The 15,214-nt window shown below is 58.3% G+C and carries 11 protein-coding genes and 1 tRNA gene; 8 read left to right on the top strand and 4 right to left on the bottom strand.

Annotated elements, in window-relative coordinates:
• Positions 1-97 precede the first annotated feature (97 nt).
• From MLC59_RS03255 to MLC59_RS03245, 3 genes are all read left to right on the top strand, one after another.
• A tRNA-Gly gene (locus tag MLC59_RS03255) sits at positions 98-173 on the top strand.
• Between the two features lie 108 nt (positions 174-281).
• Positions 282-1,082 (top strand): MOSC domain-containing protein, encoded by an 801-nt coding sequence (locus MLC59_RS03250; protein ID WP_248230772.1) that lies wholly within the window; start codon positions 282-284, stop codon positions 1,080-1,082.
• 8 nt (positions 1,083-1,090) lie between these two features.
• Positions 1,091-3,034 carry an ATP-binding cassette domain-containing protein gene (locus MLC59_RS03245; protein WP_248230771.1) on the top strand — a complete coding sequence of 648 codons (1,944 nt, stop codon included), beginning with the start codon at positions 1,091-1,093 and terminating at the stop codon, positions 3,032-3,034.
• A 111-nt stretch (positions 3,035-3,145) separates the two neighbouring features.
• Here the strand turns inward: MLC59_RS03245 and MLC59_RS03240 are convergent, their stop codons facing one another.
• Both MLC59_RS03240 and MLC59_RS03235 read right to left on the bottom strand, forming a co-directional pair.
• Positions 3,146-3,577: a universal stress protein gene (locus MLC59_RS03240; protein ID WP_248230769.1), complete on the bottom strand. Its 432-nt coding sequence runs from the start codon at positions 3,575-3,577 to the stop codon at positions 3,146-3,148.
• 187 nt (positions 3,578-3,764) lie between these two features.
• Complete coding sequence (locus MLC59_RS03235; protein WP_248230767.1) at positions 3,765-4,577, bottom strand: hypothetical protein; 813 nt, start codon at positions 4,575-4,577, stop codon at positions 3,765-3,767.
• 381 nt (positions 4,578-4,958) lie between these two features.
• Here MLC59_RS03235 and fadB point away from each other — a divergent pair, with 381 nt between their 5' ends.
• The 3 genes from fadB (at position 4,959) to topA (ending at position 11,207) form a co-directional block, all read left to right on the top strand.
• Entirely contained in the window at positions 4,959-7,106 is a 2,148-nt protein-coding gene (gene fadB / locus MLC59_RS03230; protein ID WP_248230766.1) for a fatty acid oxidation complex subunit alpha FadB, read from the top strand.
• A gap of 34 nt (positions 7,107-7,140) precedes the next feature.
• Positions 7,141-8,316 carry an acetyl-CoA C-acyltransferase FadA gene (fadA, locus tag MLC59_RS03225; RefSeq protein WP_248230764.1) on the top strand — a complete coding sequence of 392 codons (1,176 nt, stop codon included), beginning with the start codon at positions 7,141-7,143 and terminating at the stop codon, positions 8,314-8,316.
• Positions 8,317-8,573: 257 nt separating this feature from the next.
• Positions 8,574-11,207 (top strand): type I DNA topoisomerase, encoded by a 2,634-nt coding sequence (gene topA, locus MLC59_RS03220; RefSeq protein WP_248230762.1) that lies wholly within the window; start codon positions 8,574-8,576, stop codon positions 11,205-11,207.
• A gap of 208 nt (positions 11,208-11,415) precedes the next feature.
• Here the strand turns inward: topA and MLC59_RS03215 are convergent, their stop codons facing one another.
• On the bottom strand, positions 11,416-12,285 hold the full coding sequence (locus MLC59_RS03215) for an NAD(P)-dependent oxidoreductase (RefSeq protein ID WP_248230761.1): 870 nt from the start codon (positions 12,283-12,285) through the stop codon (positions 11,416-11,418).
• A gap of 426 nt (positions 12,286-12,711) precedes the next feature.
• On the bottom strand, positions 12,712-13,986 hold the full coding sequence (gltA, locus tag MLC59_RS03210) for a citrate synthase (protein WP_248230758.1): 1,275 nt from the start codon (positions 13,984-13,986) through the stop codon (positions 12,712-12,714).
• Between the two features lie 510 nt (positions 13,987-14,496).
• On the opposite strand from gltA, the gene sdhC reads away from it, so the two are divergent.
• Both sdhC and sdhD read left to right on the top strand, forming a co-directional pair.
• Positions 14,497-14,874, top strand: coding sequence for a succinate dehydrogenase, cytochrome b556 subunit (gene sdhC / locus MLC59_RS03205; RefSeq protein WP_091848249.1), 378 nt, complete (start codon positions 14,497-14,499; stop codon positions 14,872-14,874).
• The gene (gene sdhD / locus MLC59_RS03200; protein WP_248230757.1) at positions 14,859-15,212 is read left to right on the top strand and encodes a succinate dehydrogenase, hydrophobic membrane anchor protein; all 354 of its coding nucleotides are present in this window, start codon (positions 14,859-14,861) and stop codon (positions 15,210-15,212) included. Before sdhC ends, sdhD begins: the two co-directional genes overlap by 16 nt.
• The last annotated feature ends 2 nt before the right edge of the window (positions 15,213-15,214 follow it).

Raw genomic sequence — 15,214 nt, 5'->3', positions numbered from 1 at the left:
GAACGAGGGCTTTGAAAATTTTTCTACAAAACGGTTGACGGCTCCGGTCCGATCAGTAGAATACGCAGCCGTTGAGAGGCCAACCGCCTTTTAGCAAGCGGGAATAGCTCAGTTGGTAGAGCACAACCTTGCCAAGGTTGGGGTCGCGAGTTCGAATCTCGTTTCCCGCTCCAGATTCCGAAAACCCGGTCAGAAATGGCCGGGTTTTTTCGTATCCGGCCCCTCACTGCGGCCGAACTTCAGTATACTGGCGCGGTTCCTGTACCCAGGCCCGGAAGCCCATGAAGATCAGATCGCTGTTTTACTATCCCGTCAAATCCCTGGCTGGAATCGCCACCGACACCCTGACCCTGGACCGTTTCGGGCCTTCATACGACCGGCGCTGGATGCTGGTAGACGGGCAGGGTCAGTTTGTCAGCCAGCGACGATATCCCTCCCTTGTGCGAATCAAGCCGGCCTTGCGCGACGGCCAGTTGATGCTGGATATTCCCGGGCATGGAACCCTTGCCGTTACCCAGGGCACCCGGGAGCGGGAAGTGACAGTATGGCGGGACCAGGTAGCCGGTGCGCTGGAGGCGAGCGGCAGTGCAGCCGACGCGATTTCGGCGTTTCTTGGCTGTCCGGTTTCGCTGGTTTACATGCCGGAGACTGTGACCCGGCCGGCCCGGCATGAAAGCCTGGCAGGCACTCACCCGGTCAGTTTTGCCGATGGCTTCCCGCTGTTGGTGACCAGCCAGGCGTCCCTCGATGACCTGGCGTCACGGCTGCCGGGCTATGGGGATATGCGCCGTTTTCGCCCCAACGTTGTGATAGAGGGCGCGGGTGCCTGGGCGGAAGATCAATGGCAGGTCATGGGGCTGGGTGACGTCAGGGTACGTATGGTCAAACCCTGCAGTCGCTGCATCATGACCACAGTAGACCCGGACACCGGTGATCGCAGCCCGATCGGCGAACCGCTCAAAACCCTGGCCAGCTTCCGGCGCACCAGTGATGGCGTGATGTTCGGTGTTAACGGTGTGCACGAAAACACAGGTACCTTGCGTGTCGGAAATCCGGTAACGCTAATCGATTCAGAGGAGTAACACCGGTCATGCCACTGCTGACCCTTGAAAATATCTCACTGGCCTATGGCATGCAGCCGCTGCTGGACCAGGCCTCCCTGGTGATTGAGCCCGGCGAGCGGGTGTGCCTGCTGGGGCGGAATGGTGAGGGCAAGTCCACGTTGCTTAAAATCATTGCCGGGGAGGTGACCCCTGATGGCGGGCTGGTGCGGCTGGACAGTGGAACAAAGCTTGCCGTGCTGCCCCAAATGCTGCCTTCTGACGATACCCGCACCGCCTACGACGTTGTGTCCGGGGCGTTTCCCGAAACCGGCGAGCTGCTGGCGCGCTTTCATCACCTGTCCCAGCAGGCTGACGAAGCGTCCATGGATCAGATGATGAAAGTCCAGGAGCGGCTGGAGGCGCTTGACGGCTGGCGCCTGGATCAGAAGGTCACCGCCATTCTCCAGCAGTACCGTATAGACCCGGATCAGACCCTGAACACCCTTTCCGGGGGCTGGCAGCGCCGGGTATTGCTGGCCAAGGCCCTGGTGGCCGATCCGGACATCCTGTTACTGGATGAGCCCACCAACCACCTGGATGTGCCGGCTATTGCCTGGCTGGAAGAGGCGCTGGCACAGTTTCGTGGCGCCATTGTGTTCGTTTCCCACGACCGTGCGTTTATCCGGCGCATGGCGACCCGGGTGGTGGAGCTGGACCGTGGGCACCTGGTCAGTTTCGCTGCCAACTATGACAAATACCTGGAGCTGAAGGAGAAGGCCCTGGAAGAAGAAGATCGACAAAACGCGCTGTTCGACAAGCGGCTCAAGCAGGAGGAGGCCTGGATCCGTCAGGGGATCAAGGCCCGTCGTACCCGTAATATGGGGCGGGTGAGGGCGCTCAGGGCCATGCGCGAGGAGCGCCGCCAGCGCCGGGAGCGGGTTGGTACCGCAAGCTTTTCCGTGGAGGACGCGTCTCGTTCCGGCAAGCTGGTGGTGGACGCTGCCCACGCAAGTTTCCGTTACCCGGACGGGAAGGAAATTATCCGTGATCTCAGCCTGACCATCCTCAGGGGTGACAAGATCGGCCTGGTGGGGGAGAACGGCACCGGTAAGACCACCCTGGTCCGCCTCCTGCTCGGCGACCTTGAGCCCACCGAAGGCCGGGTCCGCCTTGGCACCAACCGACAGGTAGCCTACTTTGACCAGCTTCGTGGTGAGCTGGACCTCGAACGTAACGCGCTGGACAACCTGTCAGAAGGGCGGGAGTTCATTGAGATCAACGGACAGCAGAAGCATGTCCTTGGCTATCTGCAGGAGTTCCTGTTCTCCCCTGAAAGGGCCAGGTCACCGGTGCGGGTATTCTCCGGCGGTGAGCGGGCCCGGCTACTGCTGGCGAAACTGTTCAGCAAGCCTGCCAATATCCTGGTGCTCGATGAGCCCACCAACGACCTCGACGTCGAAACCCTGGAACTCCTCGAGGCGCGGCTGGTGGACTTTGCCGGTACGGTAATCGTGATCAGTCACGACCGGGAATTCCTTGATAACATCGCCACCGATACGCTGTTCCTGGACGGTTCCGGGCGAGTGCAGGAATACGTGGGGGGCTATTCCGACTGGCGTCATCAGGGTGGTCGCTTCCCGACGGAGGTGGAGGCGACTGGCTCTCAGGGCGCAGCCAGGGCGGGCGCCGGAAAAGACGCCGCAGCCCCTGGATCGGGAAAGGCCTCATCCTCCTCATCAACAGCCTCCGGAAAACGGCCCGCCAAGCTCAGTTACAAGCACAAGCATGAACTCGAGCAACTGCCAGGGCAGATCGAAGTGCTGGAGTCGGAGCTGGAATCACTGAATGCGAAGGTCTCGGCACCTGACTTCTATCAGCAGGACACGGATACGGTAAACCGGGTTCTCAAGGAGCTGGAACAGAAAGAGGCGAGCCTGGAGAAGGCCATGGAGCGATGGATGGAGCTGGAAGAAATGCAGGGGGGCGGCTGACAGCGGCCACTACCTCTCTGTTGCAGCCAGTAGCGGGGCTGTGCACAAAAATTCAGGCGTCCGGGACCTGGTTATTCCGGACGCCGGGGGAAGGCTGGCAAGCCAGGCCTTTCAGTTAATCCGTATAGCCAGCACGTCACACTTGGCGCCGTGCAGCACGCCGTTGGCGGTGGAGCCAAGCAATAACTGGATACCACTGCGGCCATGGCTGCCCACCACGACCAGGTCTACGCCCTTGTCTTCAGACAGGTGGTGGATTTCTGACTCGGGACGACCCACGGTAACGATCTGGTCTTGCTCGGCTATACCGTACTCCTTCCCGTAGGCGGCCAGCTGTTCGCGGGCGGCCTTGTCCAGCTGGTCCTGCAGCTCGCTCAGGTCCATGGGAATATCGCCGCCATAGGCATAGCCAACAGGTTCCACTACGTGTGCCAGCAATAACTGGGCATTATGTTGTTCGCTCAGGGCAACCGCCTTTTTAAGTACCTGGGGGGCCTCCTCGGTAAGGTCGATCGCTACCATGATCTTGCTGTAGACAGACATAGACACAACTCCTTGTTCAATAGAGGGTGGAGTAGCCGCGTTTTGCGTGCACCCGCACTCAGTGAGGTATAACCAACACTCTAGGCAAGTTTACACTACTGTAAACTGACCGGGGTCAAATAACGAGAAACGGGCCATCCAGGGATGGCCCGTTGTTGGTCTACAGCCTGGGTAGTAAAGGTCGCAGTTACGCGTTCTGCAACGAAGAGACCGCTGCGCTCAGCTCGTCCAGGATAGAGCGGGAATACCGTTCGATCACGAACACGACGTTCTGTTTGTTGTAATTGATGTAGGAATCGCGGATGAATACCCACTTGGTCTTGATATCTACCGCGGCGTCCCTCAGGTTTCCCTTACCCGTAGACGTCACAAAGTCGCTGATCAGGGTGTCGAGCTCGCGGGCCTGTTCATCCAGCGGTGCGAGGCCGGAGGCGCCCTGGAACGTCTGGGTGACAGGGCTATAGGAGCGTGCGGCATAGCGGGACAGCATCTGGGCCATCAGCACCGAAGCAGCGCGTGCAGTTTCCACTTCTGACTTGACCGGGGTCTGGGAGCTGTCACGGGCTTGGGCGTAGAGTTCCTGGGCAACGTTGCTCAGGGCAACGGCCTGGTTGGCCATTTCACCGACCAGGCGCAGGTCCGGGTAGCCAATCTCGGTGACATCACTGACGTTCTGGGCCATCAGCTCGCTGAATGTGCCGAATTCGGAACGCAGTGAGGAAAGCTGGTCAGCGGTCAGCACATTGGCACCGCTTTCGGAGACAGCTTGTAGATTGCGTGTTGCTTCGCCCATCAGTTCCTTGATCGTGGCCTCGGCGGAAGTGTCCTTGGTCGCGCTGTAACGATAATAGTTACTGAGCGCCATAAAATTACTTACGCGAAAGTCGTGGAGGTTGCGCAGGAAGGCAGCACCTTCATCGGCGTGTGTCGGCAGTGAGCTGGCCAGCAGCAGAACCAGGGCTGCCAGGGCAGACGACAGGCGGAGGTGAAAATTATTCATCGGGGCAGTACTCCATGGCGAAGCGCTTTCTTGTTGGAATGGACGGGATCCGGTTCACAAAGCTAAATTAAGCCTTACGGCCAATCAAGCGCGACGTTGCAGATTGCGACGCTGTTCCGCGATTTTACGGAATTTTGCAGTTTCCCCATGGCCCCAGCCTGCCCGGCCGTGCAGGGCTGGTGTCACAAATTGATTGACAAAATCGCCGTTTTTTCACAAGGTGTGCCCTCCGGATTCAAACGACTGTATGAATTTTTGGTCCGAAGGCTGATCCCCGATTGTAACAGGGGCGTCAGGGCAGTGACCGACAATCCGCTGTCAGACCGGTTCCGTGGACTGCGGAGCAGGGCACAGCAATCAACACAGACTGGAGATCAGTTGATGATTTACGAAGGTAAAGCCATCACGGTAAAAGAGATCGAAGGCGGAATTGCGCAGCTGAACTTTGACTTGCAGGGCGAGTCAGTGAACAAGTTCAATCGCCTCACCATCGAGGAACTGCGCGCCGCCACCGACAAGCTGAAGGCGCAGGGCAACCTCAAGGGGCTGGTAGTCACCAGCGGCAAGGACAGTTTTATCGTCGGTGCCGACATCACCGAATTCACCGATCTGTTCGCTGGCCCTGAAGAAGACCTGATCAACAACAACCTCACTGCCAACGCCGTTTTCAACGACATTGAGGACCTGCCGTTCCCGACCGTCACCTGCATCAACGGCATGGCACTGGGCGGTGGTTTCGAAATGGGCCTGGCCACCGACTACCGGGTTATGGACACCAGGGCGAAGGTTGGCCTGCCGGAAGTCAAGCTGGGCATCTTCCCGGGCTTTGGTGGCACCGTACGTCTGTCCCGCCTGGTGGGCGTCGACTACGCCATTGAATGGATCTGCATGGGCTCCGAGAACCGTGCCGACAAGGCCCTGAAAGTGGGCGCTGTCGACGCGGTCGTGGAAGCCGACAAGCTGATGGATGCCGCCCGCGCCATCATCGACCAGTGTAACGAAGGCAAGCTGGACTACCAGGCCCGCCGTGAAGAAAAGAAGGGCAAGATCCAGCTGAACAACATGGAGAGCATGATGGCCTTCGAAACCTCCAAGGGTTTCGTGGCTGGCCAGGCTGGCAAGAACTACCCGGCACCGGTGGAAGCCATCAAGGTCATGCAGAAGCATGCGAGCCTGCCCCGTGACAAGGCGATCGAGGTGGAAGCCAAGGGCTTCGCCAAGATGGCCAAGACCAACGTGGCGGCCTGCCTGGTGGGCCTGTTCCTGAATGACCAGAAGCTCAAGGCCAAGGCCAAGCAATGGGAGAAGGAAGCTGCTGACGTGAAACAGGCGGCGGTACTGGGTGCCGGCATCATGGGTGGCGGCATCGCTTACCAGTCTGCCTATAAAGGCACACCGATCCTGATGAAAGACATCAACGAGGACGGTATCGCCCTGGGCCTGAAAGAGGCCAAGAAGCTGCTGAGCAAGCGCGTTGCCAAGGGCAAGATGAAGCCCGAGCAGATGGCCGACGCACTGAACAATATCCGTCCGACCCTGACCTACGGCGATTTCGGCAACGTGGATATTGTTGTTGAAGCCGTGGTCGAGAACGTGAAGGTGAAGGACTCGGTGCTGCGGGAAGTGGAAGATCAGGTCTCCGAGGACACTATCGTGACCTCCAACACCTCCACCATCTCCATCGATACCCTGGCGACCAACCTCAAGCGTCCGGAAAACTTCTGCGGCATGCACTTCTTCAACCCGGTACCGATGATGCCGCTGGTTGAGGTTATCCGTGGCGAGAAGACCAGTGACCGGGCCATCGCCACCACCGTGGCCTACGCCAAGGCCATGGGCAAGACCCCCATCGTGGTCAATAATTGCCCCGGCTTCCTGGTTAACCGTGTGCTGTTCCCGTACTTTGGCGGCTTTGCCGGCCTGGTTCGCGACGGTGCCGACTTCCAGCGTGTCGACAAGGTGATGGAAAAATTTGGCTGGCCCATGGGTCCGGCCTACCTGCTGGACGTCGTCGGCATGGACACCGGCAAGCACGCGAACGAAGTGATGGCAGAAGGCTTCCCGGATCGCATGAAGACCGACTGGAAATCCGGAATCGACGTGATGTTCGAAAACAACCGTTACGGTCAGAAGAACGGCAAGGGCTTCTACGCCTACGAGGAAGACCGAAAGGGTAAGCAGAAGAAGGTGGTCGACGAAGAGACCTACAAGCTGCTTGAGCCGGTTGTCCAGGACAAGAAGGAATTCACCGACGAGGACATCATCGCACGTATGATGATCCCCCTGTGCATGGAAACCGTTCGCTGCCTGGAAGACGGCATTGTCGAAGAGCCTGCAGACGCAGATATGGGCCTGATCTACGGTATCGGCTTCCCTCCGTTCCGCGGTGGTGCCCTGCGCTACATCGATGATATGGGCGTCGACAAGTTTGTCGAACTGGCAGACAAGTATGCAGACCTGGGTCCGCTTTACCACCCGACCGAGAAGCTGCGTGAAATGGCCAAGAACGGCGAGAAGTTCTTCGGCTGAACCCTGAACGAGATTTCCGAACGGAGAAAGATCTATGAGCCTTAATCCGAGAGACGTTGTCGTAGTGGATTGCGTGCGGACTCCGATGGGTCGGGCCAAGAACGGTTGTTTCCGCAACGTTCGCGCCGAGAACCTGTCAGCCGCGCTGATTGATGCACTGCTGGACCGCAACCCCAAGCTCAACCCCAAAGATGTGGAAGACGTGATCTGGGGCGCGGTTAACCAGACCAAGGAGCAGGGTTTCAACGTGGCACGCCACATCTCCCTGATGACCCGCGTGCCCCACGAAGCCGGCGCCCAGACCGTGAACCGCCTGTGTGGTTCCTCCATGACCGCCATTCACACCGCTGCCCAGGCGATCCAGACCGGTAACGGCGATGTGTTTGTAATCGGTGGTGTGGAGCACATGGGCCACATTCCCATGACCGAGGGTTTTGACCATAACCCGGCGTCTTCCAAGTATTCCGCCAAGGCCTCCAACATGATGGGCCTGACCGCGGAAATGCTGGCCAAGATGCATGGTATCAGCCGCGAGCAGCAGGACGAGTTTGGTGCCCGGTCTCACCGCCTGGCCCACGAAGCGACCCAGGAAGGCCGGTTCAAGAACGAAATCGTGCCCATCGAAGGCCATGACGAGAACGGCTTCGTCAAGCTGATTGAAGAGGACGAGACCATTCGTCCGGAGACGACTGCAGAGTCTCTGGGGCAGCTGAAGCCGGCCTTTGATCCGAAGCAGGGCACTGTTACGGCGGGTACGTCGTCCCAGCTGACCGACGGTGCCTCCGCCATGCTGATGATGTCTGCCGAGAAGGCCCAGTCTCTGGGGCTGACTCCGATCGCGAAGATTCGCGGCATGGCGGTGGCCGGTGTGGACCCGGCTATCATGGGCTACGGCCCGGTACCGGCCACCAAGAAGGCATTGAAGCGTGCTGGCCTGACCGTTGACGACATCGACTTCTGGGAGCTTAACGAAGCCTTCGCCGGGCAGTCCCTGCCGGTACTGAAGGATCTCAAGCTGCTGGATGTGATGGACGAAAAGGTCAACCTGAATGGCGGTGCCATCGCCCTGGGACACCCGCTGGGTTGCTCCGGTGCGCGGATTTCCACCACCCTGCTGAACATCATGCAGGCCCGTGGCGGCAATCTGGGTGTTTCCACCATGTGTATCGGCCTTGGCCAGGGCATTGCAACGGTCTGGGAGCGGTTGTAACCCCGGACCGAAAGCAAGTCTGATAAAGCCCGGCCAAGTGCCGGGCTTTTTACTTTTGAGCGGGGTAGCAGCTGTTTACGGACGTGTCGTAGCCATACCAAAAATCAAAGTATGGGTTGTCTTGACTTTGATGACACTGTAAAACAGTGCACCTATGCGCTCCGGCCAGCCACCGCAGTCACTCCAGTTGGCTGATTTTTCTTGCGGTTTGAAGTCTGGCTATTTATTGAACAGTTTCCAGAGGTAATGTCTCTGATATGGGTAAAAGTCTCGTTATCGTCGAGTCGCCAGCCAAAGCGAAGACCATCAACAAGTACCTGGGCAATGATTTCATTGTAAAGTCCAGTGTTGGTCATATTCGCGACCTGCCCGTCAGTGGCAGCGGCTCCACCTCAGACCCCAAGGAGCGTGCCCGCCAGGCCGCCCAGACCCGGAAGATGGACCCGGATGAAAAGGCCGCCTACAAGAAGCGTAAGGCCCGGGAGCAGTTGATTGCCCGCATGGGCGTCGACCCTGATCATGACTGGCAGGCCCGCTACGAGATTCTGCCGGGCAAGGAAAAGGTGGTCAGCGAACTCAAGCGCCTGGCGAAGAATGCCGACCACGTCTACCTCGCAACGGATCTGGACCGCGAAGGGGAGGCCATTGCCTGGCACCTGCGGGAAACCATTGGCGGAGAGCCAGACAAGTACCGTCGGGTGGTGTTCAACGAGATTACCAAGCGCGCCATCCAGGCGGCGTTTGAAGATCCCGGCAGCCTGGACACCAACCGCGTAAATGCCCAGCAGGCCCGCCGCTTCCTCGACCGGGTCGTGGGCTACATGGTGTCGCCGCTGTTGTGGTCCAAGATTGCCCGCGGGCTCTCTGCCGGCCGGGTTCAGTCGGTAGCTGTGCGCCTGATTGTGGAGCGCGAGAAAGAGATTCGCAGCTTTGTGCCGGAAGAGTACTGGCAGCTGCATGCCGACCTGAAGAAAAAGGACACGCCGGTTCGCTTTGAGGTCACCCGCTACCAGGACAAGGCCTACCGACCGGAAAACGAAAAACAGAGCAGTGAACACGTCGCCCGCCTGGAACAGGGCGAGTTCAGGGTAGCGAAGCGTGAAGACAAGCCGACCCGCTCGCGGCCGTCTGCCCCCTTCATTACCTCGACCCTGCAGCAGGCCGCCAGTAACCGTATGGGCTTCAGCGTCAAGAAGACCATGATGCTGGCCCAGCGCCTCTACGAGGCCGGCTACATCACCTACATGCGGACTGACTCAACCAACCTGAGCCAGGATGCCGTTAGCGGTGCCCGTGACTACATCGTTAAACAGTTTGGTGAACGTTACCTCCCGGATTCGCCGAGAGTCTATGGCAGCAAGGAAGGCGCCCAGGAGGCCCACGAGGCAATCCGTCCTACCGAGGTAACACGAAAGCCGAGCGATATCAGTGGTCTGGAAAAGGATGCTGAGAAACTATATGAACTGATCTGGCGTCAGTTCCTGGCCTGCCAGATGGCGGATGCCGAGTTCCTGAGTACCTCCATCGTTGTTGCCAATGGTGACTACGAATTGCGTACCCGTGGCCGCATCATCAAGTTCGACGGCTTCCTGAAAGCCGCGCCCCAGTCTGCCAAGAAAGATGAAGATGTGGCGCTGCCGGACATCAAGGTAGACGAAGTCCTCGACCTGGCAAAGCTGGACCCCACCCAGCACTTCACCAAGCCGGCACCGCGCTACACGGAAGCCAGCCTGGTCAAGGAGTTGGAGAAGCAGGGAATTGGCCGCCCATCCACCTACGCATCCATCATCTCCACCATCCAGGACCGGGGCTATGTCCGGCTCCAGAATCGTCGCTTCTATGCCGAGAAAATGGGTGACATCGTCACCGGGCGCCTGTCTGAGTCCTTCCCGAACCTGATGGACTTTGACTTCACGGCCCGCATGGAAGATGAACTGGACGATATTGCCGAGGGCGAGGAGGACTGGAAAAAGGTCCTCAACGACTTCTATGCCCGCTTCAGCAAGCAGCTGGGAGAAGCCGAAAAGCCAGAAGGCGGCATGCGCAGTAATTCGCCCACCGAGACTGACATACCCTGCCCAAGCTGCGGTCGCAATATGCAGATCCGTGTGGCCAGCACAGGTGTCTTCCTGGGTTGTTCGGGGTATTCGTTGCCACCCAAGGAGCGTTGCAAGACCACCATCAACCTGGTGTCCGGCGATGAAGTGGTCAGCGCGGACGATGACGTGGAAGGTGAGGGCGAGAGCCGCCTGTTGCGCAAGAAGCGTCGCTGCGCCAAGTGCGGCACGGCGATGGACAGCTACCTGATCGATGAAAAGCGCAAGCTGCACATCTGTGGTAACAACCCTGATTGCTCTGGCTACGAGGTAGAAGAGGGCACGTTCCGTATCAAGGGCTATGACGGACCTACCCTGGAGTGTGATAAGTGCGGTTCTGAAATGCAGCTCAAGACCGGCCGTTTCGGCAAGTACTTCGGCTGCACCAACCCGGACTGCAAGAACACCCGCAAGCTGCTGAAAAGCGGCGAGCCAGCACCGCCCAAGATGGACCCGGTGCCCATGCCGGAACTCCAGTGCCAGAAGGTGGACGACACCTACGTGTTGCGTGACGGTGCCTCCGGCCTGTTCCTGGCAGCCAGCAAGTTCCCCAAGAACCGGGAAACCCGTCCGCCCCTGGTCATGGAGATCAAGCCCCATCGCAAGGAAATCGACCCCAAGTACGATTACCTGATGGATGCCCCGGAGAAAGACCCGGAAGGCAACCCCACGGTGATCCGGTACAGCCGCAAGAGCAAGGAGCAGTACGTCATGTCCGAGAAGGACGGCAAGGCGACCGGCTGGTCAGCGTGGTACGAAAACGGCCGCTGGGTGCCCCGGGACAAGAAGAAGTAAGGCTTGTTAGCCACGGAACCCACGGAATAACACGGAAAACAGATGAAATGATTTTTTAGCCACGAAATCCACGAAAGAACACGAAAGTAAAAAAACAAGGGGATCTTTAAAGCATTCTTCTTTATTCGTGTTCTTTCGTGGTTTTCGTGGCAAATAGCGTTGTCTTTATTTTTTTCCGTGTTATTCCGTGGATTCCGTGGCTAAACAATCACTTAGTCCGTAGCCGCTGGATCAGCGACGACGTATCCCAGCGCCTTCCTCCCATGTCCTGTACATCGGCATAGAACTGGTCCACCAGCGCCGCTACCGGCAGCTTGGCGCCATTGCGGCGGGCCTCCTCCAGGCAGATGGCCAGGTCCTTGCGCATCCAGTCCACGGCAAAGCCGTGCTCGAACTCTCCGGCAATCATGGTGGCTGAGCGGTTTTCCATCTGCCAGGACCGGGCCGCACCCTTTGAAATGACGTCGATGACCTTCGACACATCCAGGTTCGCCTGCTCGGCGAAGTGAATCGCCTCGGAAAGACCCTGCACCAGCCCGGCGATGGCCACCTGGTTCACCATCTTGGTTTTCTGTCCGCTACCTGCCGGTCCCATCAGGTTCAGAGCCTTCGCATACAGGCTCAGGGTCTTGCTGACACGGGTGAATGGATCCTCCTCACCACCACACATAATAGTGAGTTGCCCGTTTTCAGCCCCTTGCTGACCACCTGACACAGGCGCATCGATAAAGTGCTGACCGGCGGCGGATGCCGCTTCACTGAGCTCCTCGGCAATGCCGGCGGATGCCGTGGTGTGATCCACCAGCACGGCACCCTTTGGCGCATTGGCGATAATGCCTTGGTCACCCAGGTAAACCTCTCTAAGATCCGGATCGGCCCCGACACAGGTCAAAACCACGTCAGCGCCATGGACCGCCTCGGCAATGGTGGTACAGGCCTCACCGTCGTACTCGGTAGCCCACTGACTGGACTTCTCCGGGCTACGGTTCCACACATTCACAGTCAGCCCGGCATTCGCCAGGTGTCCGGCCATTGGATAGCCCATTACTCCCAGACCAATAAAGGCAATGTTCTTCATCTGCCACTCTCCTGTTTGCGGATAATCGCTTGGTTCAAAGCAGCGATGATTGCAGAACTATGCGGGATGTTAAAGCTGCGAAGCTTGCTGGAGAAGGCTAATAATAACGTTGCTTTGTTGAGGCTCGCGGTATCCGGGAGGTCTGGGGGCGGGTGGGTAGTGGGGAGGTCTTTCAGAGCAGGGGCAAGGATGCCCCGGAGCAAGGCCGGTCCAGGGATGGACCGTGAATTGCGGCGGCGAAAGACCTGCCCACTGGCCAGCCGCCCTCCACCCAGACAGGCAGGCCTGGGTGGAACGAACACCGTAACTCGGCAAGCGAGCCATACAGCCCTGACGCACAGAAAAGTCTGAGCTCACGGCAAACAAAAAAGGCCGCCAGGGAAACCCCGGCGGCCTTCAGGTAATTCCAGCCAGAAAAGGCGGGACTTACTTCTTCGGATAAGCCCGCTTGTCGGAGCCGGTATACAGCTGACGGGGACGACCGATGCGGTAGTTGCCGGACACCATCTCGTTCCAGTGGCTGTACCAGCCAATGGTGCGGGCCAGGGCAAAGATAACCGTAAACATGGAGGTGGGAATGCCAATAGCCTTCAGGATGATACCCGAGTAGAAGTCCACGTTCGGGTACAGCTTGCGCTCCACGAAGTACTCGTCTTCCAGGGCAATCTTCTCCAGGCGCTGGGCAATCTTGAGCAGGGGATCGTTTTCCAGGCCCAGCTCCTGCAGAACCTCGTGGGCCGTCTCGCGCATCACCTTGGCACGCGGATCGAAATTCTTGTAAACCCGGTGACCAAAGCCCATCAGACGGAAAGGATCGTCCTTATCTTTCGCCTTGGCGATGAACTTTTCAATGTTCTTTTCGTCGCCGATTTCATCCAGCATATCCAGCACCGCCTCGTTGGCGCCACCGTGAGCCGGGCCCCAAAGGGCTGCGATGCCGGAGGCGATGCAGGCGTAGGGGTTGGCGCCGGTCGAGCCGGCCAGGCGTACAGTGGAAGTGGACGCATTCTGCTCGTGGTCAGCGTGCAGGATAAAGATCTTGTCCATCGCCTTCGCCAGCACCGGGTTTGGCTTGTACTCCTCGCAGGGGACGCCGAACATCATCTGCAGGAAATTCTCTGCATAGTTCAGGTCGTTGCGTGGGTATACAAAGGGCTGGCCAATGGAATACTTGTAACACCAGGCCGCAATGGTCGGCATCTTGGCAATCAGGCGGTGGGCCGTGATTTCACGCTGACGTGGGTCGGCAACATCCATCTGGTCGTGGTAGAAGGCGGACAGGGCACCTACTACGCCACACATGATCGCCATCGGGTGCGCATCCCGGCGGAAGCCGTGGAAGAAGTTGCGCATCTGGTCATGCAGCATGGTGTGGTTCTTGATGGTGGTGTGGAACTGCTTGTTCTGTTCCGGGGTGGGCAGCTCACCGTTCAGCAGCAGGTAGCATACTTCGAGGTAGTCCGAATGCTCGGCCAGCTCGTCAATGGGGTAGCCACGATGCAACAGGGTGCCCTGGGCGCCATCAATGTAGGTGATGGCAGACTCACAGGCTGCGGTGGATACGAAGCCCGGATCGTAAGTGAAAACGCCTTCCTGGACGAGGCCGCGAACGTCGATGACGTCAGGGCCGACGGTGCCTGAATAAACCGGAAGCTCAATGGATTTGTCACCCACCGAGAGCGTTGCTTTCCTGTCGGTCATGGTGCTCTCCTGTTATCAGCGTTAGTAGCGCGGGAAGGCGCGTATTATTGGTAAACCGGCGGCAAAATATAGGGTGTTGGCTTTTTTTGTCAATGCACGGCGAGATAAAACATCGTGAAACAATCCGGGCATGATACCCGATTGTTCGACGAATGGCAGGCGCCGGTCCTCGGGACGCTGTTATTTTCCAATGCGCCGGCATACTGAGACGGTTGTTTTTTATGTCTCGAATAGTATTTGTCAATCATCCCAATAGCTGAGTCCGTAGCCTGATGTATCAGGGTTTTCCAGACTTGCCGGTTTGTAATTCCGGGGGGCACTCCTTATAATCCCTAGCCCGGAAACGGGGACATACCAAGCCGGAACGCCGGCAACGACGTCTGCGGTAATGTTCTCCCTCCCGAATAACCTGTGCGGGCACGACGGTGTGCCGACAAGGTCATCCTTCATACCAACCATCCGCTCCGGTCCGTCCGGAAAAGCGGAGCAACGAGAGAGTGTGAGAGCGCTGTGAATAGCAAACGACCAGTTAATCTCGATCTCGGCAAGTTTCATTTTCCGCTACCTGCCATTACTTCCATATTGCACCGCATCAGCGGCGTCATCATGTTCGTTGGTGTCGCCTTCCTGTTGTACGGCCTGGACCTGTCATTGTCCGGGGAAGAAGGCTTTGCTCGCGTCAATGAACTGCTGGACAGCTTCCTGGCGAAGCTGATCATCTGGGGCATCCTGTCCGCCCTGCTGTATCACCTGGTAGCCGGCATCAAGCACCTGCTGATGGATATGGGTATTGGTGAAGAGCTCAAGAGCGGTCGTCTGGCGGCTAAGCTCACCATTGTTATTTCAGTGATCCTGATTGTTCTTGCGGGGGTATGGGTATGGCAGTGAACAGCGTAACGAATCTCGGCCGCAGCGGTGTCTATGACTGGATGGTCCAGCGCGTCAGCGCCTACCTGCTTGCACTTTATACAATTTTCCTGCTTGGTTTCATGCTGACAACCGACCTGGATTACGAGGCATGGGCCGGTCTGTTCAGCCAGACCTGGTTCCGTATCTTCAGTCTCGGCACCCTGATTGCGCTTGGCGGACACGCCTGGGTTGGTCTGTGGACGGTCTCCACTGACTACATCAAGGCAACGCTGCCGCGGTTCCTGTTCCAGGGCGTCTGCGGCACCGTAATGTTCGTATATGTTGTCTGGGGCATTCAGATTCTTTGGGGGCTTTAATA

The organism is Marinobacter bryozoorum, from assembly GCF_023156245.1.
In the GTDB taxonomy this organism is placed as follows: Bacteria; Pseudomonadota; Gammaproteobacteria; order Pseudomonadales; family Oleiphilaceae; genus Marinobacter; species Marinobacter bryozoorum.
The sequence above is the reverse complement of the archived record's forward strand: the minus strand, read 5'-3'. Positions and strand labels throughout refer to the sequence as shown.